We start from the raw sequence: 21,576 nt of genomic DNA on the forward strand, positions 1-21,576 counted from the left end.
GTAGCCTTTGACAAGCCCCCGGTCCCGATGCAGCATCGTCGCATAAAACCAATGGAGAGGTTCCACGTCATGTCAGTTCGCCTTTTGACGAGCGCCGCAGCGCTCGCCCTGAGCGCCGGGGTCGCCAGCGCAGATTATTCGCTGACCATCCTGCATACCAATGACTTCCACGCCCGGTTCGAGCCGATCAGCAAGTATGACGGCCCCTGTTCGGCCGAGGACGACGCCGCCGGCGAGTGCTTCGGCAGCTCGGCCCGGCTGATGACCGCGATCAACGAGGCCAAGGCGCGCAGCAACAACTGGGTGCTGGTGGATGGCGGCGACCAGTTCCAGGGCTCGCTGTTCTATACCTATTACAAGGGCAAGCTCGCCGCCGAGATGATGAACCAGATGGGCTATACCGCGATGACCGTGGGCAACCACGAGTTCGACGACGGCCCCGAGGTGCTGCGCGGCTTCATGGATGCGATCGATTTTCCGATCCTGATGTCGAACGCCGATGTCAGCCGCGAGCCGCTCCTGGCCGACGTGCTGCAGAAATCCACGGTGATCGAGCAGAACGGCGAGAAGATCGGCCTGATCGGCCTGACCCCGCAGGACACCGACGAGCTGGCCAGCCCCGGTCCCAACATCACCTTTACCGATCCGTCTGATGCGGTGCAGCACGAGGTCGATGCGCTGACCGGGATGGGGGTGAACAAGATCATCGTGCTCAGCCACTCGGGCTACAAGGTCGACCAGCAGGTGGCCGAGAACACCACCGGTGTCGACGTGATCGTCGGCGGCCATTCCAACACGCTGCTCGCCAATGACGACGACAATGCCGACGGCCCCTATCCGACGGTGGTCAATGGCGTGCAGATCGTGCAGGCCTATGCCTATGGCAAGTACCTGGGCGAACTGAACGTCACCTTCGACGACGCGGGCACGGTCACCGAGGCCTCCGGCAACCCGATCCTGGTCGATGCGGCGATTGGTGCCGATGAGGCGGTGGCGGCGCGGATCGCCGAGGCGGCCAAGCCGCTCGACGAGATCCGCAACAAGGTGGTGGCCGAAGCGGCCGAGATGATCGAGGGCGACCGCGCGGTCTGCCGGGCGATGGAATGCTCGATGGGCAACCTGATCGCCGACGCGATGCTGGCCCGGGTCGCCGACCAGGGCATCGACATCGCCATCGCCAACAGCGGCGGCATCCGGTCCTCGATCGACGCCGGCGAGGTGACCATGGGCGAGGTGCTGACGGTACTGCCGTTCCAGAACACGCTCTCGACCTTCCAGGTCAGCGGCGCGACGGTGATGGAGGCGCTGGAGAACGGTGTCAGCCAGGTCGAGGAGGGCGCCGGGCGCTTTCCGCAGGTGGCCGGCATGAGCTTTGCCTTCGACGCCGCGGCGCCGGCAGGCGAGCGGATCTCGGATGTCATGGTCGGCGGTCAGCCGCTCGAGATGGACAAGACCTACGGTCTGGTCTCGAACAACTACGTGCGCAACGGCGGTGATGGATATGCGATGTTCGTCGATGCCGAGAACGCCTATGACTACGGCCCCGACCTGGCCGACGTGACCGCGGAGTATCTGGCCGAGCAGGGCCCCTATGCGCCCTATACAGACGGCCGCATCACCGCGAAATGAGCCTTGGCGCGGCGCCTTGCGAGGCGCCGCTCCTCGCCCCCTTGCGGGGGCTCCTCGCTTGGGCGAAACTGGTGGCATGGACCATCCGCTGATCGATCTGATTTCCGCCCGCATTCGCGAGGCCGAGGCGCAGGGCGCCTTTGACAACCTGCCCGGCGCGGGCCAGCCCTTGCCGCCCTGTGACGACCCCGAAAACGCGCTGCTCAACCGGCTGGTGAAGGAAAGCGGCGGCGAGCCGGAATTCGTCAGCCTGTCGCGCGAGCTGCGCCGGCTGCGCGCGGAGTTGCGCGAGACCGGTGACCGGGTGCGGCGGCGCGATCTCCTGAAGGAGATCTCGATGATGGACGCGCGGATCGAGCTGGCGCGCAAGGCGTTCCGGTGAGCTGAGGGACGGGGGCTTTGCCCCCAGGCCTGCGGCCTTCCCCCAAGGGTATTTCTGAACAGAAGAAGAGTTGGATCGGGATGGTCAGCGTCAAGGAACATTACGAGGCCTTTCCCTATCCGGAGCGCGACCCGGAGGATGAACGGCATCGGCTGATCACCGGCTCGCCGTCACATCCGGTGGAGCTCGATCATTTCGTCTTTGGCGGCCTGCGCGACTGGCGCACGCCGCTGCGGGTGCTGGTGGCGGGCGGCGGCACCGGTGACGGGCTGATCCAGATCGCCCATTACCTGGCGCTGGCGGGGCACCCGCATGAGATCACCTATCTCGACCTGTCGGAGGCGTCGCGGCGGGTGGCGGAGGCGCGCGCCAGGGTGCGCGGGCTTGAGGCGATCCGGTTTCACACCGGTAGCCTGCTGGAGGCGGCGGACCACGGAGAATTCGACTACATCGACTGCTGCGGGGTGCTGCATCACCTGCCCGACCCGGAGGCCGGGTTTCGCGCGTTGCGCACGGCGCTGGCGCCCGGCGGCGGGATGGGCTTCATGGTCTATGCGCCGCTTGGCCGTTCAGGGGTCTATCCGCTGCAGGAGGCCTTTGGGGCGCTGTTTGCCGATCTGCCGCCGAAGAAACGGCTGAAGGCGGCGAAGGCGGTGTTCGACAGGCTGCCAGAGGGGCATCCGTTCAAGCGCAATCCGCATCTGACCGATCACCGGGCGTCGGATGCCGGGTTCTACGACCTGTTGCTGCACGGCCAGGACCGGGCCTATGACGTGGCATCGCTGGTGGACGTGCTGGAGCGGACCGGCTGGGCGTTGTCGTCCTTCACTCCGCCGGCGGCGTATGATCCGGGGCGGTTTGCACAGGTGCCCGCGGGCATGGACCCGGTGGCGCGGATGGCGCTGGCCGAGAAGCTCTCCGGCGCCATGCGGGTGCATATAGCCTATGCGGTGGGCGGCGGTGCGCCGCGGGTGGCCGACGGGCGCGATCCGCGGCTGGTGCCGCATCTGATTGGCGTGGCGCCGGCGGCGCTGGCCCGGGCGGTGGCCGAGGGCCGCGCGGTGCCGGTGACCACCGGCGGCGGCCGCATCGAGCTGAAGTTGCCGCGGGCGGCGGCCCGGCTGCTGGCGATGGTCAACGGCACGCGGTGCCTCGGCGAAATCGCTCAGGCGGCGGGGCTGCCGGAGGCGCGTTTCGCGGCGCTCTGGGGGCGGGCCACCGAGGGGCTGACCGGCTGGGGGCTGCTGCTCTATTCCAGTTTCCTGAGGTCGGGCTGATGTGTGGCCGCTTTGCCGTGACCCTGCCGCACGACGCCATGGCGCAGCTCTTTGACGCGCTGCCGGCGAACGATCTGCCGGAGGGGCCGAATTACAACGTCTGCCCGACCACGCAGATCGCCACGGTGCGCGCCGAAGAAGGGGAGCGCCGGCTGGCGCCGATGCGCTGGGGCTTCCTGCCGCATTGGTACAAGAGCCCGACCGACGGGCCGCTGCTGATCAATGCCCGCGCCGAGACGATTGCCGAGAAGCCGGCGTTTCGCGCCGCCTGTCGCGCGCGGCGCTGCCTGATCCCGGCGACCGGCTTTTATGAATGGACCAAGGACCCGGAGGGCAAGCGGCTGCCCTGGTACATCCGGCGCGCCGATGGCGGGACGCTGGCCTTTGCCGGGGTCTGGCAGGATTGGCAGCGTGACGGCGAGGCCTTGCGGACCTGCGCCATCGTGACCACCGCCGCCAATGCGCCGATGCAGGCGATCCATCACCGGATGCCGGTGGTGCTGGAGGCGGACGCCTGGCCGCTCTGGCTCGGCGAAGATGGCAAGGGCGCGGCGACGCTGATGCAGCCGGCCGGCGAGGACGTGCTCGCGTATTACCGCGTCGATCCGAAGGTGAATTCCAACCGGGCCAGCGGCGAAGCGCTGATCGCCCCGCTGCAGGCCTAGGCGGTCAGCGTATCCAGACCCGCGCATAGGGCGGCAGCGGCACCGCGCCGTGGCTGTCGCCGACCGGGGATTGGCTCAGCACATCGACCCTCTGTCGCGCACCCTGGGCCTGAAGCCAGTCCGCCGGGATCACCTGCCAGGTTTCGGTGAAGTTGAACAGGCAGACCAGGCTGCCGGTGGGGGCGCGGCGGGCGAAGGCAAAGAGCGCCGGATTGCCGGTCTGCAGCACCTCGGTGGCGTTGCCGGCGTGCAGCTCGGGCGTCTCGGCCCGGCGCGCGAGGATCGTGGTGATCCCGGCCAGAACCTGCCCCGGCGCGCTCTCTGGCGCGGCGCGGGCCAGCGCCACCCGGTCCCAGTCCATCTTCGGGCGGTGCAGCCAGCGGCTGTCATGGGCATGCTCGGGCCTGTCGCGGTAGCCGTGATCGTTGAGCAGCGCCACCTCGTCGCCCATGTAGATCAGGGGAATGCCGCCGTAGCTCGCGATCAGCGCATGGCCCATCAGGATGCGGTCGACCGCGAGGCCGATGTCCTGGGTCTGGCCACTGGCGCTGGCGCGCTCCAGCCCGGCGAGCGCGGCGGTGGTGCCGCTGTTGCGCTTGTCGCCGGTCTCGGGGTTGTGCTGGAACAGCGCGCCTTTGGCGAAGCTGCCGGGGAAGACGCCCTCGTAGAAATCGGCAAGGAACTGGCGGTGCAGATAGCCGTTCAGCCCGACCGCGGCGGCGTCGGCATCGGTCACGGCCCAGCCGATGTCATCGTGGCAACGCAGGTAGGTGGCATAGGTGGCATTGGTCAGCACCGGCGGGAAATGCGTGGCCAGCACATGGGTCATCAGCCGGGTGTCACGCGCGGCCAGCGCCGACCAGACCTGCACCATCAGCGAGTTGTGATAGGCAAGGTTGCCCTCCTTGCCGTCGTGTTCGCCACGGCCGAGATAGGGCAGCATCTCTTCGGGGCCGACGATCGCCTCTTCAAGGTGGATCACCGAGGGCGCGGCGATGCGGGTGGCGGCGCGCAGGGCCTGCAGCAGCATGTGCACCTCGGGCTCCGACTGGCATCTGGTGCCCATGCGTTTCCACATGAAGGCCACCGCGTCGAGCCGCAGCACATCGACCCCGCGGTTGGCGAGAAACAGCATGGTCGCGAGCATCTCGAGAAAGACCTGCGGATTGGCCCAGTTCAGATCCCACTGGTGTTCGTTGAAGGTGGTCCAGACCCAGCGCTGCATGTCACCATACCAGGTAAAGCTGCCGGGCGCGGTATCGGGAAATATCTCGATCAGGGACTGTTCGTAGGCCTGCGGCAGGCGCGCGTCCTCGTACATCAGGTAATAGTCGCGAAACACCGGATCGCCGGCGCGGGCCTTTTGCGCCCAGGCGTGTTCCTTGGCAGTGTGGTTGACCACCATGTCGACGCAGACGCTGATGCCACGGGCGCGGCAGGCGGCGGTCACTGCCTCGAAATCGGCCATGTCGCCATAGGCCGGATTGATCGCGCGGTAATCCATCACCGAATAGCCACCATCGCTGTCGCCGGGGCGCGGCTTGAGGCAGGGCATGAAATGCACATAGGTGATACCCAGCCCGGACAGGTAGTCGAGCTTGTCGATCACCCCGCGCAGGTCGCCGGCGAAGCGGTCGATATAGAAGACATAGCCGGTCATCTGCGGCCTTTGGAACCAGTCAGGTTCGAGATCGCGGGTCAGATCGAGCCGCTTGAGATCGCTGGGCCGGTCGTCCCACGCGCGGCGCAGCGTCGCATCGAGCGCCGGGCGGAAGCTGTCATAGCCGGGGTGAGCACCATAGAGCCGGTCGAGCATGCTCCAGAGATCGTCGCGGCTGCGGGCGTAGCGCATCTCGAAGATGTCGGCATCAGTGACGCTGGCCGGAGAAACATGGGCGCTCATGGCGATCCTCTGAAAAGGCTGTGGAAGATAGGAAAGCAGTGTAGCGGCGGTGGAGCAATGTGTCCAAGCGCTTTGAAGCAGCTGGCGCCATGCCGCCGGGCAGGGGAGGGATCGCCGGATGCGGGCCGGGGGGGCGGGAATATCTCGCGCGATCCTGTTGACCTGCCTTTCGGCTTGAATTAATCACCGGCACAGCCCGAGCGGGCGTTGTGTAATGGTAAGACCCTTGCCTTCCAAGCAAGAGATACGGGTTCGATTCCCGTCGCCCGCTCCAGAGCTCTTTCCCCCACGTCTGCACAGATCGGCGCCGGCCGGACAGATCGCCGCCCCCGCCGCGCGGCTCTCTTGCCCCTTGCCGCCCTATTCAATACACCCTTGCCGGAACAGCGAGGAGCGCCGGATGCCGCGTGGAATGGGCCAGCCGCAGGAAGAGCGGGACAAGTCGAAACGCATTGGGGCGCTGGGCGCGCTCTGGCCGTTTCTGAAGCCCTACCGGCTGTTGCTGGTGGCGTCGATTCTGGCACTGGTGGCGACCGCCGGTATCTCTTTGACCTTGCCGCTGGCGGTGCGCCGGGTGGTCGACAATTTCCGTGCCGAGGATGGCGCGCTGCTCGATCTCTACTTCGGCGCGGCACTGGGCATCGCCGCGGCTCTCGCGATCGGCACGGCGCTGCGCTACGCGCTGGTGACGCGGCTGGGCGAGCAGGTGGTGACCGATATCCGCAAGGCGGTCTTCGACCGGGTGATGGGGTTGAGCCCGGCGTTCTATGAAAACATCATGACCGGCGAGGTGGTCAGCCGGATCACCACCGACACCACGCTGATCCTGTCGGTGATCGGCTCGTCGATCTCGATCGCGCTGCGCAACGTGCTGATCTTTGCCGGCGGCATGGGGCTGATGCTCCTGACCTCGCCCAAGCTGACCGGTCTGGTGCTGCTGATCGTGCCGGCCGTGGTGGTGCCGATCCTGACGTTGGGCCGACGCCTGCGGGTGCTCTCGCGCGAGAACCAGGACTGGATTGCCGCCTCCTCTGGCAGCGCCTCCGAGAGCCTGACGGCGGTGCAGACGGTGCAGGCCTTCACCCATGAGCTGCTGACCCGCCGGGCGTTTTCCGACATCACCGACAAGTCGCTGGATGCCGCCAAGCGCCGGATCACCACCCGGGCGCTGATGACCGCCATCGTGATCTTTCTGGTGTTCACCGGCGTGGTCGGCGTGCTCTGGATCGGGGCCCGCGACGTGCGCGCCGGCGAGATGAGCGCCGGGTCGCTGGTGCAATTCGTGATCTATGCGGTGATGGTGGCGGGCTCGGTGGCGGCGCTGTCGGAGATCTTCGGCGAGTTGCAGCGCGCCGCCGGGGCCACCGAACGGCTGGTCGAGCTGCTGCATGCCGAGGACGCGGTGGACGATCCCACCGATCCGCTGCCGCTGCCGGAAAAGGTCACCGGGGCGATCCGCTTCGACGATGTGAGCTTTACCTATCCGCAGCGGCCGGATGTCTCGGCGCTGGACCGGGTCTCGCTCGATATCGCGCCGGGCGAGACTGTGGCGCTGGTCGGCCCCTCCGGCGCCGGCAAGACCACGATCATCCAGATGCTCCTGCGATTCTACGATCCTGCCTCGGGCCGGATCACGCTTGATGGCGTTGATATCTCGGCGATGCGCCGCGACGCCTTTCGCCGGGCGATCGCACTGGTGCCGCAGGACCCGGTGATCTTCGCCGCCTCGGCGCGCGACAACATCCGGTTTGGCCGCCCCGAGGCCAGCGACGCCGAGATCGAGGCCGCCGCCCGCGCCGCCGCCGCGCATGAGTTCATCTCGAAGCTGCCGCAGGGCTATGACAGCGGGCTGGGCGAGCGCGGCGTGATGCTCTCTGGCGGCCAGAAACAGCGCGTGGCCATCGCCCGCGCCATCCTGCGCGACGCGCCGGTGCTGCTGCTTGACGAGGCCACCAGCGCGCTTGATGCCGAAAGCGAGCGGGCGGTGCAGAGCGCCGTCGATGCGCTGTCGCGCGACCGGACGACGCTGATCGTGGCGCACCGGCTGGCGACGGTGAAGAAGGCCGACCGCATCGTGGTGATGGACCAGGGCCGCATCGTCGCCGTGGGTCCGCATGACCAGCTGGTGGCGCAGGACGGGCTTTACGCGCGGCTGGCGCGCATGCAGTTTACCGACGGGATCGCGGCGGAATAGCCCCAAAGGGACGCAGCGTCTGACCTTGCGCTACCATGCGTCACTCTTGCGTGAGGCGCCGTTCGCCCGCATCCTGCGACCAATGACGAGCCCGCAGAAGACGGGGCATGGGAGAGAGATTGATGGGATTTGCCTCGGTTGCCGACCGCGACGCGATTGAAAACGAAATGCCGTGGAGCGCGCGTGACGTGCCGGTCACGATCTACGGGTTGCTCGACAAGGTCAGGACACGCTTTCCCGACCGTCCGGCGATCAGCTATCAGCTGATGTCCGGTCCCGGCGACCCGGCGCAGACGGTCAGCTGGTCGGAACTGCACGGCAAGGTCTGTCAGGCCGCCAACCTGTTCCGCGGCCTTGGCATCAAGGAGAGGGATGTGGTGGCCTTCGTGCTGCCCAACTGCCTCGAGACCTCTTACGCGCTGCTTGGCGGGATGATCGCCGGCATCGTCAACCCGATCAACCCGCTGCTCGAACCCGAGCAGATCGCTGCCATCCTGCGCGAGACCGGCGCCAAGGTCGTGGTCACCCTCAAGAGCTTTCCCAAGACCGATGTCGGCCAGAAGGTCGCCGAGGCGGTGCGCCAGGCGCCCGGGGTCACCGATGTGCTCGAGATCGACCTCAACCGCTATCTCAGCCCGCCGAAAAGCTGGATCGTGCCGATGGTGCGACCGAAGAACCCGGTCCGGCATCAGGCCACGGTAAAGAATTTCGTTGCCGAACTGAAGCGGCAGAACAAGACGCTCGATTTCGAGGACATCCAGAAGGACCGGGTCGGCGCCTATTTCCACACCGGCGGCACCACCGGCATGCCCAAGGTGGCGCAGCATCTCTATTCCGGCATGATCTACAACGGCTGGCTCGGCGACCGGCTGCTGTTTGACGAGACCTCGAACATCATGTGCCCGCTGCCGATGTTCCACGTCTTTGCCGTGCATGTGATCCTGATGGCGGCGCTCAGTTCCGGCGCGCAGGTGGTGTTTCCAACGCCCGCCGGCTATCGCGGCGAGGGGGTGTTCGACAACTTCTGGAAGCTCATCGAGCGCTGGCAGATCACCTTCATCATCACCGTGCCGACCGCGGTCTCGGCGCTGATGCAGCGGCCGGTGGATGCGGATATCTCCACGGTGCAATCGGCCTTCTCAGGCTCGGCGCCGATGCCTTTGGAGCTGTTCAAACGGTTCGAGAGCGCCTCCAATGTGCAGATCATCGAGGGCTACGGGTTGACCGAAGCAACCTGCCTGGTCTCGGTCAACCCGACCGAGGGGCTCAAGAAGGTGGGATCGGTGGGCGTGCCGCTGCCCTACAGCCACGTCAAGATCGTCAAGCGCGCCGGCAACGGCCCCGAGGAATGCGCGGTCGACGAAATCGGCGAGATCTGCGTGGCCAACCCCGGCGTCTATGCCGGCTCGACCTATACCGAGCAGGACAAGAACCACGATCTATTCCACGAGGACATCTATCTGCGCACCGGCGATCTCGGACGCATCGACGAAGACGGCTATCTCTGGATCACCGGCCGTGCCAAGGACCTGATCATCCGCGGCGGCCACAACATCGACCCGGCCGAGATCGAGGATGCGCTGCTGTCGCATCCGGCAGTGGCCATGGCCGGCGCGATCGGCCAGCCCGACGCGCATTCCGGCGAGCTGCCTTGCGCCTTTGTCGAACTGGTGGCCGGCGGCAATGTCACCGAAGACGAGCTGATGGCGCATTGCAAGGAGCACGTGCACGAGCGCGCCGCGATCCCCAAGCACCTTGCTATCCTCGACGAGCTGCCCAAGACGGCGGTCGGCAAGGTGTTCAAGCCCCACCTGCGCAAGATGGCAATCACCCGGGTCTATGACGCGGCGCTGTCAGAACGGGGGGTCAACGCCCATGTCGCCGAGGTGATCGACGACAAGAAACGCGGACTTGTGGCCCGGATCGCCAAGTCCGGCGTGGCCCGTGAAGAAGATGTGAGCCATGTGCTCGGCGCCTATACGCGACCCTGGGAATGGGCCGAGTGAGCCCCCCCGCCGCGCCCCGGGCCTGACCCGGGGCCTCTCCATCGAAAGGGCGAGGTCCCGGCCCGGAGGCCGGGACGCGTCGAGCTTTCTGCCCGCATCTTGTTGCCGACATAGACGTCCAGGATCAGGTCCGGGACGCGGCGCGCCCGCTCGGGCGGCGCGCGGGCGTCCGCCACGGGGCGGCGCGGCCGGGGCCTGAGATACCTGATGCCAAGAGGTCCCAGCGCGGGGACGGGACGGGGTCTCGCTGTCTTTGTTGGTGGCTCAGCCGGCCGCGTTTTCGCGCAACACCTCGAGCGAGACGATCTGCAGGGCCTTGCGATGCGTCGCGGCGAGGTTGACCTTCGGCGCGCAGCCCTCGTCATGGGCCTGCAGGAAGCGACCGGCGCAGAGACACCAGTGATCGCCGGGTTTGAGCCCGGCAAAGCCGAACTCCGGCCGGGGCGTCGACAGGTCGTTGCCGAGGTATTTCGAGACCGCCAGAAACTCTGCCGTCATCACCGCGCAGACCGTGTGGCTGCCGCGATCCTCGGCGCAGGTGTTGCAGGCCCCGTCACGGAAAAAGCCGGTGAGCGGCTCGGCAGAGCAGGGCGCGAGCGCCTCGCCCAGAACATTGATCGAAGGATCTTTCTGCATGGTGCCTCCTGTGGCCGGCTCAGCGGAACCTGTCGGCCAGCTTTTGCAACGGCGTGCGTGTGTCTTCTTCGGGCTCTGACGGCGCGGCGGCCGCCGGCCCGGCCCGGGTCGGGGCCTTGGCCTTGGGCGAGGTCGAGCTGCGCGGCGGCGCCACCCGCAACGCCACGGCATTGAGAAACCTGGCGCTGTCACCCGCCGCCAGCTCTGGCGCGCCCTGGCCGATGCCGGTCAGCAGCGGCTCGAGCCAGTCGGCATCCGCCTTGGCGAAATCATGCAGCACATAGCCCGAGACCAGCTCCTTGCGCCCCGGGTGGCCGATCCCCAGCCGCACCCGGTGATAGGCCTCGCCGATATGGCCGTGGATCGAGCGCAAGCCGTTGTGCCCAGCGTGGCCGCCGCCGGTCTTGACCCGGCATTTGCCCGGCGCGAGGTCAAGCTCGTCGTGAAACACGGTGACGTCATCGGCCTCGAGTTTGTAGAAGCGCATCGCCTCGCCCACCGACTGACCCGAGCGGTTCATGTAGGTGTCGGGCTTGAGCAGCAGCACCTTGTCGCCGCCCAGCCGGCCCTCGGCCACCCGGCCCAGAAAGCGCGATTTCCACGGGCCAAAGCTGTGATCCTCGGCGATCCGGTCGACCGCCATGAAGCCGATATTGTGCCGGTTGCCCGCATACTCGCCGCCGGGATTGCCCAAACCCACGAAAATCTGCATCTGCTCCGCTCCTCTGGCCCTGTTCCGTTTGTGCCCGCTTTCCTGCCCGGGCTTCAATGCAAAAAGCCCCGGACCTGCGCCCGGGGCTTTTGCTCAATTCGGTCGCAGCGAAGATCAGTCTTCGGTCTGCTCGGTCGCCGGAACCTCGTCGGCGTCCACATCCTCGTCACCGTCATCCGCGGACTTGAGGCCCGAGGGGGCGGAGATGTTGCAGATCACGAAGTCACGCTCGACGGTCGGCTTGGCGCCTTCCGGCAGGGTCACGTCGGAAATGTGCACGATGTCGCCGATGTCCATGCCGGTCAGGTCGACCGTGATGTGATCGGGGATGTCACCGGCGGTCACAACCAGCTCGACCTCGGGGCGAACGACGGTCAGAACGCCGCCCTTCTTGATGCCGGGGGCCGCGTCCTCGTTGATGAAATCAACATGGATGAAGAGGTTGATCTTGGTGGTGCGGCGCAGGCGCATCAGGTCGAGGTGCGTCGGCAGGTCCTTGACCACGTCGCGCTGCACGTCGCGGCAGATCACGCGGACGTCGTCGTGACCCTCAACCTTGAGGTTGAACAGGGTCGACTTGAAGCGGCCTGCCTTCAGGCGCTTGAGCAGCACGTTGAACGGCACCTGAATCGGAAGCGGATCAGTCTCGCCACCAAAAACGATACCCGGAACCATGCCGTCGCGGCGGGCCTGACGAGCGGCGCCCTTGCCTGTCCCCGTACGTTCCTGGGCAATAAGATCTGGGATCTCACCAGCCATGTCATATTCTCCTAAAACAAGGCGGGAATCCTCCAAGGCTGTATCCCCGCGTGAAGGCGCGCGTATAGACCGGATCGCGCCGATTGGAAACCCCATTTCCGGCCAGGTTTTGCGAGCAGGGTCCTGGCCAGGATTTCGGGCCGGCCCCGGACCGCGATTTTTGCCGATTGCCAGCACGCCGCTGTCATGGCACGGCTTGGCGATGATTTCACGTGACGATATCCGCGCCGCCCGCGCGCCGCTCTCCTGCTTCCTGACGCTGGGGCTGCTCTGGGGCGCCTTTGCCGCCCAGGTGCCCGGCATCAAGGCGCGGATCGCGGTCTCTGACGGGGTGTTCGGCCTCTGCCTGCTGGTGGCGGCGATGGGCACGATCCTGGCGATGTGGCTGGCGCCGCGGCTCGACGCCCGGCTGGGCCAGCGCACCATGGCGGCGCTGGCGCTGGCGGCGGGCGGGCTCTTCCTGCTGCCGGGGCTGGCCACCGGACCCATCGGTTTCGCACCGCTGCTGCTGTTCGCGGCCGCCGCCACCGGCGCGCTCGACGTGGTGATGAACGCGCGGATTTCGGGCGTCGAGGCGCGCCGCGGACGGCCGCTGATGAACTTCGCCCATGCGGTCTTTTCCATGGCCTACGCGGTCTCGGCCCTCACCGCCGGCCTGCTGCGCGAGCTGGGCTGGCCACCGGTGGCGGTCTTTGCGCTGATCGCTCTGGTCAACCTGGCGCTGGTCCGGCTGGCGCTGGCCGACCGCGCCCAACCGCTCGACGACGCGGCCGACCCGCGCGGCGCCGCCGCCCGCGGGCTGATCCTGCTCGGCGGGCTGGTGATCCTGATCGGCTTCATGGCAGAGAATGCCACCGAGGGCTGGTCGGCGCTGCATCTCGAACGCAGCCTCGGTGGCGGTGCCACCGAAGGCGCGCTCGGCCCCGCGATCCTCGGTGCCACCATGGCGCTGGGGCGGCTCGGCGGACAGGCGCTGGTCACCCGCTACAGCGAGATCACGGTGCTGGCACTGGCCGCCGCACTCTCGGCGATGGGCGCCTTTGCCGCCGGCCTCGCCGAGGGGCTGGCTCTCGCCTATGCCGGCTTCGCGGTGCTGGGGCTCGGGGTCTCTGTGGTGGCGCCGATGGCGTTTTCCCACGTCGGCCGCAACGTCGGCAACCGCGCCCGCACCGCCGCCATCGCCCGGGTCTCGATGATCGGCTACAGCGGCTTTTTCATCGGTCCGCCGGTGATGGGCTTCGTCTCAGAGGCGATCGGCCTCGGCTGGTCCTTCGTCGCCATGGGCGGCGCGCTGCTCTTCATCACCTTCATTCTCGCCCCGCTTCTCGCGGCCCAGGACAGGAGAGGCCATGCTGGCTGACGGCACCTATGACATCCCCCCCGGCAAGGTGGTCGAGGTCACCACCTATCTGGAAATGCGCAGCCCGCCGTCAATGCCGGCCGCCGAGATGCCGCCGGGCCAGTCCCTCCGCCGCATCACCGCCCCCGATCCGGCCTGGTACCGCGATCTCTTCCTCAGGGTGGGCGGTGCCGACTGGCTCTGGTTCTCGCGGCTGCGGCTGAGCCAGGACGCGCTCGGCGCAACGCTCGCCGACCCGGCGGTCGAGGTCTATGCGGTGGAGCACGCGGGCCGCGCCGAGGGGCTGCTCGAGCTCGATTTCCGCGAGCCCCGCGCCTGCGAGCTGGCTTATTTCGGTCTCACCCCGGCGCTGATCGGCAAGGGCGTCGGCCGGGCGCTGATGTCCTTTGCCACGCACCGCGCCTTCAAGGCCGATATCGACCTGTTCCACGTCCACACCTGCCAGCTTGACAGCCCGCAGGCGCTGGGCTTCTACCGCCGCAGCGGCTTCACCCCGTTCAGACAGAGCGTCACCGTCGGCGACGACCCCCGGCTGACCGGCGATCTGCCACCCACGGCCGGCCCCCACATCCCGCTCTTCACCCCCTGAGGCCCGCGGCCTGCCGCGCCTCTCCAGGACTTCTTCTGTTCAAAAATACCCTCGGGGGAGGCGCCGCAGGCGACGGGGGCAGAGCCCCCACACCCCGGCCTGCCAAAGGCGCCGGCCTCAGCGTTGCCAGCGCCCGGCGAAATCCTCCGGCACCAGCAGGATATCGCGATCGACATCATTGATGTCGCGCTTGCCGCAAAGCGCCATCGACACGTCGAGCTCCTTGCGGATCACCTCCAGCGCCCGGGTCACACCGGCCTCGCCCATGGCGCCCAGGCCGTAGACATAGGCGCGGCCGATGAAGGTGCTCTTGGCCCCCATCGCCACCGCCTTGAGCACGTCCTGGCCCGAACGGATGCCGCTGTCGAGATGCACCTCGACCTGATCCCCGACGGCATCGAGGATCTCGGGCAGCACCCGGATCGAGGACAGCGCGCCATCGAGCTGGCGGCCGCCGTGGTTCGACACCACGATGGCATCGGCGCCGACCTTGAGCGCCATCTTGGCGTCCTCGGCATCGAGAATGCCCTTGAGGATCACCTTGCCGCCCCACATCTCCTTGAGCTTGGCGATCTTGGCCCAATCGAGGGTGAGGTCGAAATTTTCCGCCGTCCAGGCCATCAGCGAGGCCGGATCGGAGATCTCCTTGACGTGACCCACGATGTTGCGGAAGCCGCGGCGCTCGGTCTGCAGCATGCCGAGACCCCAGCGCCAGCGGGTGGCGAGATCGGCGATCACTGCCGGGGTCAGCTTGGGCGGGGCAGAGAGCCCGTTCTTGAGGTCCTTGTGGCGCTGGCCGAGGATCTGCAGGTCGAGGGTGATCACCAGCGCCGAGCAGTTTGCCGCCTTGGCCCGTTCCACCAGCCGGCGGACGTAATCCTCGTCCTTCATGGTGTAGAGCTGGAACCAGAACGGCTTGGTGGTGTTCTCGGCGACGTCTTCGATCGAGCAGATCGACATTGTCGACAGGGTGAAGGGCACGCCGAATTTCTCGGCCGCGCGGGCGGCGTGGATCTCGCCATCGGCATGCTGCATCCCCGTCAGCCCCACCGGCGCCAGTGCCACCGGCATCGCCACGTCCTGACCCACCATCTGCGTCGCCAGCGTGCGGTTCGACATGTCGACCGCCACCCGCTGGCGCAGGCGGATCTGGTCGAAATCCGAGGTGTTCTCGCGAAAGGTCTGCTCGGTCCAGCTGCCGGATTCGCAGTAGTCATAGAACATCTTCGGCGCCCGCGACTTGTAGAGGCGTTTGAGGTCGTCGATCGAGGTAATCACGGGCATGAGCGGCTCACTTGCTGAATTGGTAATGTTTCCTTACCGGTTTGGCGGTTTTCTCGCAAGTGGGGTTTAAGCGCCTTTTTACCTCTCTGCGCTAGACCGGAGGCGCTAGAAGTGGAGACGGCGCATGAAGGGCATGGTTTTTACCGAATTGCTGAGCATGGCGGAACACGCCTTGGGCGAGGATGCGGTTGACGATATCCTCGATACCCTGGCGCTGGACAGCGACGGCGCCTACAGCGCGGTGGGCAACTATCCCTGCGGCGAGCTGATGCGCATCGTCGGTGCGATCAGCGAGCAGACCGCGATCCCGGTGCCGGATCTGCAGCGCCAGTTCGGCCAATGGGTTCACGGCCGCTTTGTCGAGGGCTATCCCGGGTTCTTTGCCGACAAGCCCAATGCCCTCGCCATGCTCGATGCGATCGAGAACGAGGTGCATGTCGAGGTGCGCAAGCTCTATCCCGACGCCGAACTGCCGGTGTTCGAGGTCGAGTGGCACGGCACGCGGGCGCTGACCATGACCTATCGCTCGGAACGCCCGCTGGTGCCGTTCTGCCACGGCATGATCGAGGCCTGCGTGGCGCATTTCGGCGAGCCGGCCGAGATCGCGGTGACCGAATTCGGCGATGCGGCGGCGCGGGCCGCCCGGTTTCACGTGCGGTTGACGGGGTAGGGCGGTGAACGGCGATCCGCCTTCGCCCCAGAATGCACCGGTCTCGTCGCAGGAGGCACCGGATGTGCCCCCGGTCGGACCGGACCCGCCGTCAGATGGGCCGGTCTTGCCGCTGGATGCGCCCGCCTTGCCGCTGGATGCGCCGAGCGCGCCGCTGAAAGCGTCCTACGCGCCGCCGAAGGCGTCCGCCCAGCCGGTGAAGGCGCGCGGCGCACCAGCACATGCGCCCGCCCCTCCGCAGGACGGGCCGGTCTCGCGCCGCCGCTACCTGCGCGAGCGTCGGGCGCGCGAAGAGGCCGAGGGCCTGCTCGACAACAAGAGCCGGGAACTCTTCGATGCCAATGCCGCGCTCAAGCGCCAGGCCGCCACGCTCGAGGACCAGGTGCGCGAACGCACTGCCGAGCTGACCCGCGCCACCGCCGAGGCGGAACGCGCCAATGCGGCCAAGACCGCCTTTCTGGCAATGATCAGCCATGAGATCCGCACCCCGCTCAACGGTGTGCTCGGCATGGCCGAGGCGCTGAGCGACACCGGGCTGGAACTGGCGCAACAGGACATGCTCGACGTGATGACCGCCTCGGGTCAGGCGCTCTTGTCGATCGTCAACGACATCCTCGACCTGTCCAAGATCGAGGCCGAGCAGATGGAGATCGAGGAGGTCGGCTTCAATCTCCACGAGCTGCTCGAAGGGGTGTGCCGGCTCTACGCGCTCAAGGCCGAGGAAAAGGGGCTGAGCTTTGAGCGTCGCTTCGATTTCGATGCCGCTTGCCGGGTGATGTCCGATCCGACCCGGATGCGACAGGTGATCTCGAACCTTGTCTCCAACGCCGTCAAGTTCACCCTGCGCGGCAGCATCCGGCTCGAGGCGCGACTGCGGGTGCCGGACAAGACCGGTCGCGCGCGGCTCGAGGTGCGGATCAGCGATACCGGCCCCGGCGTGCCCGCGGACAAGCGCGACCGGCTTTTCAAACCGTTCTCGCAGACCGACGCCTCGATCACCCGGCGTCACGGCGGCACCGGGCTGGGCCTGTGGATCGCCCGGCGGATCTGCGCGCTGATGGCGGGGGATCTGGTGTTCCATGCGCCCTCCGAGGGCGGGGCGGTCTTTGTCGCCAGCTTCCACGTCGGCGCCGGCGTTCTGCCGGAGGGCACCACCGCGCTGGGCCCGCGCGAGGCCGAGCGGCTGCTGTGCGCGCAGCCATGGAAGGTGCTGGTGGCCGAGGACAACAAGACCAACCGGCTGGTGCTGCATCACCTGCTGAAACGCTACCCGCTGGCGATGACCATGGTCGAGAACGGCGCCGAGGCGGTGGCGGCATTCAGCGCCGCCCGGTTCGATCTGGTGCTGATGGATGTGAACATGCCGGTGATGGGCGGGCTCGAGGCGGTGTCGCGCCTGCGCGCCCATGAGCAGGCCGCGGGGCGCGCCGCCTGTCCGGTGATTGCCCTGACCGCCAATGCCATGACCCACCAGGTCGAGGAGTACCTGCGCCGCGGCATCGACGCTCACGTCGCCAAGCCGGTCAAGCGCGAGGTGCTGGTGCAGCGCATGGCCGACGTGCTGACCGCGCGCCGTCCGGATGCGGGCGGCCGGGGCCTCAGGCCCGGTGCGCGCCCTCGGCCAGGGTAGCGACATAGGCCAGCACGTCCGCGACGCTCTCGCCGTCGCCGATGCGCTTGACGATGGCCGAGCCCACGACGCAGCCGTCCGCCACCGAGGCCACCGATTGCGCCTTCTCGGGCGAGTTGACGCCGAAGCCCACGATCACCGGCAGGTCGGTCTTGGCCTTGATCCGCGCCACCTCGGGGCCGACGTCGGTGGCCTGCGCCTCGGCCGCGCCGGTGATCCCGGTGATCGAGACGTAATAGACAAAGCCCGAGGTGTTGGTCAGCACTTTCGGCAGGCGCTTGTCGTCGGTGGTGGGGGTGGCCAGGCGAATGAAGTTCAGCCCCGCCGCCTGGGCCGGCAGGCAGAGCTCCTCGTCTTCCTCGGGCGGCAGGTCGACGACGATCAGACCATCGATCCCGGCCTCGCGGGCCTGCGCAAGAAAGGTGTCGACGCCGCGCGCATAGATCGGGTTGTAATAGCCCATCATCACGATCGGCGTGCTGTCGTCCTCTTCACGGAAGCGGCGGGCCAGTTCCAGCGTGCGGTCGAGTGTCATGCCCGCGCCGAGCGCGCGCTGACCGGCCAGCTGGATGGTCGGGCCATCGGCCATCGGATCGGTGAAGGGCAGGCCCAGCTCGATCACGTCGACGCCGGCAGCAGGCAGGCCGCGCACCAGTGCCAGCGAGGTGTCGAAGTCGGGATCGCCGGCCATGACATAGGCGACGAAAGCCTTGCGGTTCTGGTCTTTCAGAGCGGCGAATTTGGCGTCGATGCGGGTCATGGGGCTGTCCTTCGGTTTCGTCCTAGCCATGTGCCGAATTTACGCCGTCTTGGCAATGGGGCAGTGCGCCTGACCGAACCCTGCGCCGACGGGAGGGGCGCCACCGCTTGCCTTCGCGCCGCAGCCCCCCTAGAAGCGCTGCGACATCAGACAAAGGAGCGGCTCCCATGGGCTTCAGGATGGGGATTGTCGGCCTGCCCAATGTGGGCAAATCGACGCTTTTCAACGCGCTCACGCGCACCGCGGCGGCGCAGGCCGCAAATTTTCCCTTCTGCACCATCGAGCCCAATGTGGGCGATGTGGCGGTGCCCGACCCGCGGCTCGACAGGCTGGCTGAAATTGCCCAGTCGAAACAGATCATTCCGGCGCGGATGACCTTTGTCGACATTGCCGGCCTGGTAAAGGGCGCCTCCAAGGGCGAGGGCCTCGGCAACCAGTTCCTCGCCAATATCCGCGAGACCGACGCCATTGCCCATGTGCTGCGCTGTTTCGAGGATGGCGACGTCACCCATGTCGACGGCCGGGTCGATCCGGTGGCCGATGCCGATGTGATCGAGACCGAGCTGATGCTCGCCGATCTCGAAAGCGTCGAGAAGCGGCGCGCCGGCCTGGTGCGCAAGCTCAAGGGCGGCGACAAAGAGGCCGCCCAGCAGGAGCGTCTGCTCGCCGCGGCCCAGGCGATGCTCGAAGAGGGCAAACCGGCGCGCCTCGTCGAGGTTGACGCCGAGGACGCCAAGGCCTGGAGAACCCTGCAGCTGCTGACCGCCAAGAAGATCCTCTATGTCTGCAATGTCGACGAGGGCAGCGCCGCCGAGGGCAACGAACATTCCGCCAAGGTGGCCGAGATGGCCGCCGAGCAGGGGGCCGGTCACGTGATCATCTCGGCTCAGATCGAGGAGGAGATCAGCCAGCTCGACGCCGAGGAGGCCGAGATGTTCCTCAGCGAGATGGGTCTCGAAGAGGCCGGCCTCGACCGGTTGATCCGCGCCGGCTACGACCTCTTGCACCTCGAGACCTATTTCACCGTCGGCCCCAAGGAGGCCCGCGCCTGGACGATCCGCGAAGGCACCCGTGCGCCGCAGGCCGCCGGGGTGATCCACGGCGATTTCGAGAAGGGCTTCATCCGCGCCGAGACCATTGCCTATGACGATTACATCGCCGGCAATGGCGAGCAGGGCGCCAAGGAGGCGGGCAAGATGCGCGCCGAGGGCAAGACCTATGTGGTCCAGGACGGTGACGTGATGCACTTCCTGTTCAACACCTGAGGCCTGGTCGCGGCGTCGACGCCGGTCCCGCCGGAGGGATCGGTGCTAGGCGAGGAATGGTTTTTCAGAAACTTGCCAATTTCGCCTTGTACTCCCGGTACCTGCTTGGCTATACGCGTCGGCGGAGACGTGGCCGAGTGGTCGAAGGCGCTCCCCTGCTAAGGGAGTAGGCGGGAAACCGTCTCGAGGGTTCGAATCCCTTCGTCTCCGCCACCATTGCTGTACATATGTCTGATTTTATTGTGTCTTTCGGATTTGTGCGGTGTGTTATCCCCCTTTGCTTCCTCCACTTCGGCAAGGATCACTAAGGACTTTGCCGGAACTCGTTGTATCGATTGCCGCATTCACACGGTAACCGGATGGTGGATACGTCTTTATAGCCGGTTACCCAAACGGCGTCGGAATCACCGAGATCCAATATGCGCGGCGCGATGCGGAGTATCGCCTCGAAGTCTGAATAGCCCCGTGTATCGTGGACGCCGCCTTCGCTAATTTTGAGGCAAGGAGGCCATGATGAGCAGCAGCAAGGTCAGCGATGAGTTCAAGCGGGACGCGCTCGCGCAGATCACCGAGCGGGGCTACCCGGTGAGGGAAGTATCGGAGCGTCTCGGGGTCAGCCCGTATTCGCTCTACGCCTGGAAGAAGAAGTTCGCGGAACCTCGGCGGCGAACGAATGGGCGCTATGCGGACTTAGCCGCCGTTGCCCTTCCCGGTGTTTGCTGACGCAGCATCTGTTTGCAGGTGCGGCACGCGCATCGCTGCGTTGCAGCCGATGTCGCCAGACCGGTCATTCAAAGCCACGACGATGCCCAAATCTCAAACCATCTTTTCGCTGCAACCAGGATCAATAATCAAGGAGCAGGAGAAACCAGACCTACGCGCGGGCAGCGATAGTACGTTCAGAAAGCCCATAGTATAGTTCGCAGGTAGTGCCCCACGGAGTGGTGTAAGAGGCCGCGCGCGGAGCTTTTTGGCGTAGCTCAGCACGCGGCCGGGCTGGCGGCCACCGCGCTTCTTTGTAGTCTGAGGTTGTTCAACGACCGATGACAACGAAAGAGAGCACGATGACCGAGACCCTGATTGACCTTCCGGGTGTGATCGCCAAGAGCGATGACACGGATTTTCTGCGCGATCTGATCCAGGACGCCGCCCAACGACTGGTGGACATCGAGGTAACCGCCGTTTGCGGCGCCGGGCGCGTCGAGCGCAGCCCGGATCGGGATAACCAGCGGAATGGCTGCCGGCCGCGGCGATGGGACACCCGCGCGGGCACCATCGGCCTGAACATCCCGAAGCTGCGCAAGGGCAGCCATTTTCCGGCTTTCTTTGAACCCCGCAGTACCGCCGAGAAGGCGCTGATGGCGGTGGTTCAGGAAGCCTAAATCCAAGGAGTATCCACCCGTGCGGTGGACGACCTGGTTCGCGCAATGGGATTGACGGGAACCTCGAAGAGCCACGTATCGCCCCTTTGCGAGGAGATCGACGAGCGAGTGCAGGCATTCCTGAACCGCCCTCTGGAAGGCGACTGGCCCTTCCTGTGGCTCGACGCCACCCATGTAAAGCTGCGTGAAGGCGGACGGATCGTCTCTATGGCCGTGATAGTGGCTGTCGCGGTCAACACCGACGGGCGCCGTTAAATCCTAGGCATCACCGTCATGCCATCCGATGCCGAAACGTTCTGTGCTGACTTCTTACGCACGCTCACTCGGCGCGGCCTGCGGGGCATACAGGGCGGATTCAACTGGTCGTCGCAACGGTTCCAGATTGGAGGTTGTGATGACAACACACAAACGAGCTTCGGATCGAAGCACCCGAGACAAGATGCGCTCGCCAGGACGGCCCAAAGTGGCAGATC

General features: G+C 66.6%; 17 protein-coding genes, 2 tRNA genes and 2 pseudogenes. 15 read left to right on the plus strand and 6 right to left on the minus strand.

The window, feature by feature from the left end; genetic code table 11:
• Positions 1–69: 69 nt before the first annotated feature.
• From VOI27_RS18795 to VOI27_RS18810, 4 genes are all read left to right on the plus strand, one after another.
• Positions 70–1,629 (plus strand): bifunctional metallophosphatase/5'-nucleotidase, encoded by a 1,560-nt coding sequence (locus tag VOI27_RS18795; protein WP_323767383.1) that lies wholly within the window; start codon positions 70–72, stop codon positions 1,627–1,629.
• Between the two features lie 76 nt (positions 1,630–1,705).
• Positions 1,706–2,011, plus strand: a complete 306-nt coding sequence (locus VOI27_RS18800; protein WP_323767385.1) for a DUF1992 domain-containing protein — start codon at positions 1,706–1,708, stop codon at positions 2,009–2,011.
• A gap of 80 nt (positions 2,012–2,091) precedes the next feature.
• Complete coding sequence (locus tag VOI27_RS18805) at positions 2,092–3,288, plus strand: class I SAM-dependent methyltransferase (protein WP_323767387.1); 1,197 nt, start codon at positions 2,092–2,094, stop codon at positions 3,286–3,288.
• Complete coding sequence (locus VOI27_RS18810) at positions 3,288–3,953, plus strand: SOS response-associated peptidase (RefSeq protein WP_323767389.1); 666 nt, start codon at positions 3,288–3,290, stop codon at positions 3,951–3,953. Before VOI27_RS18805 ends, VOI27_RS18810 begins: the two co-directional genes overlap by 1 nt.
• Before the next feature lie 4 nt (positions 3,954–3,957).
• Here the strand turns inward: VOI27_RS18810 and VOI27_RS18815 are convergent, their stop codons facing one another.
• Positions 3,958–5,856, minus strand: coding sequence for an amylosucrase (locus VOI27_RS18815; protein WP_323767391.1), 1,899 nt, complete (start codon positions 5,854–5,856; stop codon positions 3,958–3,960).
• A 200-nt stretch (positions 5,857–6,056) separates the two neighbouring features.
• Between VOI27_RS18815 and VOI27_RS18820 the strand changes: the two genes are divergently transcribed.
• The 3 genes from VOI27_RS18820 (at position 6,057) to VOI27_RS18830 (ending at position 10,056) form a co-directional block, all read left to right on the plus strand.
• Positions 6,057–6,130 (plus strand) — tRNA-Gly (locus VOI27_RS18820).
• A 126-nt stretch (positions 6,131–6,256) separates the two neighbouring features.
• The gene (locus VOI27_RS18825) at positions 6,257–8,050 is read left to right on the plus strand and encodes an ABC transporter transmembrane domain-containing protein (protein ID WP_323767393.1); all 1,794 of its coding nucleotides are present in this window, start codon (positions 6,257–6,259) and stop codon (positions 8,048–8,050) included.
• Between the two features lie 122 nt (positions 8,051–8,172).
• On the plus strand, positions 8,173–10,056 hold the full coding sequence (locus tag VOI27_RS18830; protein WP_323767416.1) for an acyl-CoA synthetase: 1,884 nt from the start codon (positions 8,173–8,175) through the stop codon (positions 10,054–10,056).
• Between the two features lie 264 nt (positions 10,057–10,320).
• Here VOI27_RS18830 and VOI27_RS18835 read toward each other — a convergent pair whose 3' ends face one another.
• The 3 genes from VOI27_RS18835 to VOI27_RS18845 all read right to left on the minus strand — a co-directional run bounded on the left by VOI27_RS18835 (position 10,321) and on the right by VOI27_RS18845 (position 12,163).
• Positions 10,321–10,692: a DUF2237 domain-containing protein gene (locus VOI27_RS18835; RefSeq protein WP_323767395.1), complete on the minus strand. Its 372-nt coding sequence runs from the start codon at positions 10,690–10,692 to the stop codon at positions 10,321–10,323.
• Between the two features lie 19 nt (positions 10,693–10,711).
• On the minus strand, positions 10,712–11,404 hold the full coding sequence (gene pth / locus VOI27_RS18840; RefSeq protein ID WP_323767398.1) for an aminoacyl-tRNA hydrolase: 693 nt from the start codon (positions 11,402–11,404) through the stop codon (positions 10,712–10,714).
• 114 nt (positions 11,405–11,518) lie between these two features.
• The gene (locus VOI27_RS18845; protein ID WP_323767418.1) at positions 11,519–12,163 is read right to left on the minus strand and encodes a 50S ribosomal protein L25/general stress protein Ctc; all 645 of its coding nucleotides are present in this window, start codon (positions 12,161–12,163) and stop codon (positions 11,519–11,521) included.
• 202 nt (positions 12,164–12,365) lie between these two features.
• Here VOI27_RS18845 and VOI27_RS18850 point away from each other — a divergent pair, with 202 nt between their 5' ends.
• Positions 12,366–13,523 (plus strand): MFS transporter, encoded by a 1,158-nt coding sequence (locus tag VOI27_RS18850; protein WP_323767400.1) that lies wholly within the window; start codon positions 12,366–12,368, stop codon positions 13,521–13,523.
• On the plus strand, positions 13,513–14,112 hold the full coding sequence (locus VOI27_RS18855) for a GNAT family N-acetyltransferase (protein ID WP_323767402.1): 600 nt from the start codon (positions 13,513–13,515) through the stop codon (positions 14,110–14,112). Before VOI27_RS18850 ends, VOI27_RS18855 begins: the two co-directional genes overlap by 11 nt.
• Positions 14,113–14,229: 117 nt before the next feature.
• Here VOI27_RS18855 and VOI27_RS18860 read toward each other — a convergent pair whose 3' ends face one another.
• A complete protein-coding gene (locus VOI27_RS18860; RefSeq protein ID WP_323767404.1) occupies positions 14,230–15,396 on the minus strand; it encodes an alpha-hydroxy acid oxidase in 1,167 nt (388 codons plus the stop codon).
• A gap of 124 nt (positions 15,397–15,520) precedes the next feature.
• Here VOI27_RS18860 and VOI27_RS18865 point away from each other — a divergent pair, with 124 nt between their 5' ends.
• Together VOI27_RS18865 and VOI27_RS18870 are read left to right on the plus strand one after the other, a co-directional pair.
• On the plus strand, positions 15,521–16,066 hold the full coding sequence (locus VOI27_RS18865; RefSeq protein ID WP_323767406.1) for a heme NO-binding domain-containing protein: 546 nt from the start codon (positions 15,521–15,523) through the stop codon (positions 16,064–16,066).
• Positions 16,067–16,130: 64 nt separating this feature from the next.
• A complete protein-coding gene (locus VOI27_RS18870) occupies positions 16,131–17,696 on the plus strand; it encodes an ATP-binding protein (protein ID WP_323767408.1) in 1,566 nt (521 codons plus the stop codon).
• Here VOI27_RS18870 and trpA read toward each other — a convergent pair.
• Complete coding sequence (trpA, locus tag VOI27_RS18875) at positions 17,665–18,456, minus strand: tryptophan synthase subunit alpha (RefSeq protein ID WP_323767410.1); 792 nt, start codon at positions 18,454–18,456, stop codon at positions 17,665–17,667. The two genes, VOI27_RS18870 and trpA, sit on opposite strands and share 32 nt — an antisense overlap.
• A 167-nt stretch (positions 18,457–18,623) precedes the next feature.
• Here trpA and ychF point away from each other — a divergent pair, with 167 nt between their 5' ends.
• The 4 genes and pseudogenes from ychF to VOI27_RS18895 form a co-directional block, all read left to right on the plus strand.
• Entirely contained in the window at positions 18,624–19,721 is a 1,098-nt protein-coding gene (gene ychF, locus VOI27_RS18880; protein ID WP_323767412.1) for a redox-regulated ATPase YchF, read from the plus strand.
• A 123-nt stretch (positions 19,722–19,844) separates the two neighbouring features.
• Positions 19,845–19,934 (plus strand) — tRNA-Ser (locus VOI27_RS18885).
• A gap of 297 nt (positions 19,935–20,231) precedes the next feature.
• Positions 20,232–20,378: pseudogene (locus VOI27_RS18890) on the plus strand (transposase); the annotation flags it as partial.
• A 407-nt stretch (positions 20,379–20,785) separates the two neighbouring features.
• Positions 20,786–21,451 (plus strand): annotated as a pseudogene (locus VOI27_RS18895) (IS256 family transposase); the annotation flags it as partial.
• Positions 21,452–21,576 lie beyond the last annotated feature (125 nt).

Source organism: Marinovum sp. (assembly GCF_034669705.1).
GTDB lineage: Bacteria > Pseudomonadota > Alphaproteobacteria > Rhodobacterales > Rhodobacteraceae > Marinovum.

Bases quoted from the DNA above. Each gene is read 5' to 3' on its own strand.
- pth (WP_323767398.1), bottom strand. From the start codon at position 11,404: ATGCAGATTTTCGTGGGTTTGGGCAATCCCGGCGGCGAGTATGCGGGC.
- VOI27_RS18800 (WP_323767385.1), top strand. From the start codon at position 1,706: ATGGACCATCCGCTGATCGATCTGATTTCCGCCCGCATTCGCGAGGCC.
- VOI27_RS18825 (WP_323767393.1), top strand. From the start codon at position 6,257: ATGCCGCGTGGAATGGGCCAGCCGCAGGAAGAGCGGGACAAGTCGAAA.
- VOI27_RS18835 (WP_323767395.1), bottom strand. From the start codon at position 10,692: ATGCAGAAAGATCCTTCGATCAATGTTCTGGGCGAGGCGCTCGCGCCC.
- VOI27_RS18830 (WP_323767416.1), top strand. From the start codon at position 8,173: ATGGGATTTGCCTCGGTTGCCGACCGCGACGCGATTGAAAACGAAATG.
- VOI27_RS18855 (WP_323767402.1), top strand. From the start codon at position 13,513: ATGCTGGCTGACGGCACCTATGACATCCCCCCCGGCAAGGTGGTCGAG.
- VOI27_RS18815 (WP_323767391.1), bottom strand. From the start codon at position 5,856: ATGAGCGCCCATGTTTCTCCGGCCAGCGTCACTGATGCCGACATCTTC.
- VOI27_RS18865 (WP_323767406.1), top strand. From the start codon at position 15,521: ATGAAGGGCATGGTTTTTACCGAATTGCTGAGCATGGCGGAACACGCC.
- ychF (WP_323767412.1), top strand. From the start codon at position 18,624: ATGGGCTTCAGGATGGGGATTGTCGGCCTGCCCAATGTGGGCAAATCG.
- VOI27_RS18810 (WP_323767389.1), top strand. From the start codon at position 3,288: ATGTGTGGCCGCTTTGCCGTGACCCTGCCGCACGACGCCATGGCGCAG.
- VOI27_RS18845 (WP_323767418.1), bottom strand. From the start codon at position 12,163: ATGGCTGGTGAGATCCCAGATCTTATTGCCCAGGAACGTACGGGGACA.
- trpA (WP_323767410.1), bottom strand. From the start codon at position 18,456: ATGACCCGCATCGACGCCAAATTCGCCGCTCTGAAAGACCAGAACCGC.
- VOI27_RS18850 (WP_323767400.1), top strand. From the start codon at position 12,366: ATGATTTCACGTGACGATATCCGCGCCGCCCGCGCGCCGCTCTCCTGC.
- VOI27_RS18795 (WP_323767383.1), top strand. From the start codon at position 70: ATGTCAGTTCGCCTTTTGACGAGCGCCGCAGCGCTCGCCCTGAGCGCC.
- VOI27_RS18805 (WP_323767387.1), top strand. From the start codon at position 2,092: ATGGTCAGCGTCAAGGAACATTACGAGGCCTTTCCCTATCCGGAGCGC.
- VOI27_RS18860 (WP_323767404.1), bottom strand. From the start codon at position 15,396: ATGCCCGTGATTACCTCGATCGACGACCTCAAACGCCTCTACAAGTCG.